Here is a 3,115-nt window from a genome sequence, read left to right as displayed (position 1 = left end):
ATCCAGCACACCCTCGACCAACACCCCACCCCCACCGCCATCCTCCCCACCCTCCGCCGCGACCACGGCGACCACCTCCCCCACGCCCTCGCCCACGCACACACCCACGGCCTCACCATCGACTGGCACCTCCCCACCCCCACCACCCCACCACCGGCCCTGCCGACCTACCCCTTCCAGCACCAGCGCTACTGGCTCGACCAGGCACCGGCCCAGGACGGCGATCCCTCGCGGCTGGGACTGGCCCGCGCCACTCACCCGTTGCTCGGCGCGGTGACCACGCTCGCCGAGAGCGACGCGCTCCTGCTGACCGGACGTCTGTCCGTCGACTCCCACCCCTGGCTCGCCGACCACCTCGTGGCCGGCACCGTGCTGCTGCCCGCCACCGCGCTGGTGGAGCTCGCCGGCCAGGCCGGTGACCAGGTCGGCTGCGACCGCATCGAGGAACTAACCCTCGAAACCCCGCTGGCGCTCGGCCAGCACGGCGGCGTTCAGCTGCAAATCGCGGTCGGCACACCGGACGAGCACGGTCGGCGTCCGCTCTCCGTGCACTCGCGCCCGGAGGGCACGGACGCGGCCGAACCCTGGACCCGCCACGCCACGGGCGCGCTCGGCAGCGGGACAGCCCTGGCCGACGCCGAGGCCGAGGCGTTGGCGTTGACGTTGACCGAGTGGCCACCGCCCGCCGCCACGCCCGTGGCGGTCAGCGAGGTGTACGAACGCCTGGAGGCGGCCGGCGTCGGCTACGGCCCCGCCTTCCGAGTCGTCACAGCCGTGTGGCGGCGCGATGGCGAGCTGTACGCCGAGGTCGCGCTGCCCGAGGACCACGCCGACCGCACCGGCTTCGGCATCCACCCCGCGCTGCTGGACGCCGCCCTCCACCCGCTCGCCCTCGACGCCGGCGTCGCCGACGTGCCCGAGATCCGCATGCCGTTCTCGTGGGCAGGCATCTCGCTGCACGCCACCGGCGCCACCGCGCTGCGCGTACGGATCGGGCCCGCCGGCTCGGAGGGCGTACGCCTGCTCGCCGCCGACCCCGCCGGGGAGCCCGTCCTGTCGGTGGAACGCCTGGTGGCCCGCTCCGTGCCGGCCGAACGGCTCGCGGAGCTGCACGCACGCCTCGCCGAGGGCAACGCGACAACGCCCTCCTCCGCGAGCAGGCCCCCGGCCCGCCGCGTAGCCGCCGCGCCCGAGCAGGCGGCCACGGACGGCTCGGCGTTCGCGCGGCGCCTGGCAGGGCTGAGCGAGGCCGAGCAGCTCGGCGAACTGCTGGACCTGATACGCGCCCACGTGGCCACCGTGCTCGGCCACGCCACCCCGGAGAGCATCGACCCGGACCGGGCGTTCAAGGAGCTGGGCTTCGACTCGCTGAGAGGCGTGGAGATCCGCAACCGCCTGGCGACGGCGACCGGCCTGCGGCTCCCCGCGACGCTGATCTTCGACCACCCCACGCCGACGAGCCTGGCCGAGGTGCTGCGGCAGGAGCTGCTGGGCCTCCAGGCGGAGGCGTGGACGCCGACGGTGACGGCCGCCGCCGCATCGGACGAGCCATTGGCCATCGTGGCGATGGCCTGCCGGTTCCCGGGCGGCGTCGAGTCGCCGGAGGACCTGTGGCGGCTCGTCGAGGACGGCACCGACGCCATCGGCTACTTCCCGGAGAACCGTGGCTGGGATGTGGCCGGGCTCTACGACCCGGACCCCGACAAGCCGGGCAAGACCTATTCGATCCAGGGTGGTTTCCTCTACGACGCCGACCGTTTCGACGCCGACTTCTTCGGGATCTCGCCGCGCGAGGCGCTGGCGATCGACCCGCAGCAGCGGCTGCTGCTGGAGACGGCGTGGGAGGTGCTGGAGCGGGCCGGGATCGACCCCGCGACGCTGCGCGGCAGCCAGACCGGCGTCTTCGCGGGCGTTGGGCACAACGACTACCGCGCGAGGCTGGACGGCGCTCCGGAGGCGTTCGAGGGATACCTGCTGACCGGCTCCATGACCAGCGTCGCCTCCGGCCGGGTCGCCTACACGCTGGGGCTTGAGGGCCCGGCCGTGTCCGTGGAGACCGCGTGCTCGTCGTCGCTGGTCGCCCTGCACCTGGCGTCGCAGGCCCTGCGGCAGGGCGACTGCACGCTCGCGCTGGTCGGCGGCGTCGCGGTCATGCCGACCCCGGGCGGGTTCATCGAGTTCAGCCGCCAGCGGGGCCTGGCGAAGGACGGGCGCTGCAAGGCGTTCTCGGCGGAGGCGGACGGCACCGGCTGGAGCGAGGGCGTGGGCCTGGTGCTGCTGGAGCGGCTGTCGGACGCCCGCCGCAACGGCCACCAGGTGCTCGCGGTGCTGCGCGGCTCCGCCATCAACCAGGATGGCGCCAGCAACGGCCTGACCGCACCGAACGGCCCCTCGCAGCAGCGCGTGATCCGGCAGGCCCTGGCCAACGCCCGCCTCGACGCGGCGGACGTGGACGTCGTGGAGGCCCACGGCACCGGAACCAAGCTGGGCGACCCGATCGAGGCGCAGGCGCTGCTCGCGACCTACGGGCAGGGCAGGCCGGAGGACCGGCCGCTGTGGCTCGGCTCCCTCAAGTCCAACATCGGCCACACCCAGGCGGCGGCGGGTGTCGCGGGCGTGATCAAGATGGTCATGGCGATGCGGAACGGCATGCTGCCGCAGACCCTGCACGTGGACGCCCCCTCGCCCCACATCGACTGGGAGGCGGGCGCCGTCTCCCTGCTGACCGAGCCCCAGCATTGGGAGCGGAACGGCCATCCGCGCCGGGCGGGCGTCTCGGCGTTCGGCGTCAGCGGCACCAATGCCCACGTCATCCTGGAGGAGCCGGAGGAGGTGGAGGCCCCAGCCCCGACGCGCACGGCGACCCCGGACGGGGACGTGCCGGTCGCCTGGCCGCTGTCCGCCAAGTCCCTCCCAGCCCTGCGCCAGCAGGCCCAGCGCCTGCACGGCCTCCTCAACGCCCACCCCGAACTCTCGGCCGCCGACATTGCGCATTCGCTGGTGACGACGCGGGCGTTGTTCGACCACCGGGCCGTCATCATCGGCCAGGACGACGAAAAGCGGCTGGCAGCCCTCCAAGCCCTGGCAGCAGACGAGCCACACCCCCACGTGGTCA

1 protein-coding gene is annotated in these 3,115 nt (G+C 74.0%); it reads left to right on the top strand.

Translation table 11 applies throughout. The features are described from left to right. Positions 1-3,115 (top strand): beta-ketoacyl synthase N-terminal-like domain-containing protein (locus tag ACTWQH_RS32585; protein WP_443290424.1); only part of this gene is annotated, 3,115 nt, incomplete at both ends.

Origin of the sequence: Streptomyces sp. 6N223 (genome assembly GCF_052246635.1) — a bacterium.
Lineage (GTDB): Bacteria > Actinomycetota > Actinomycetes > Streptomycetales > Streptomycetaceae > Streptomyces.
The sequence above is the reverse complement of the archived record's forward strand: the minus strand, read 5'-3'. Positions and strand labels throughout refer to the sequence as shown.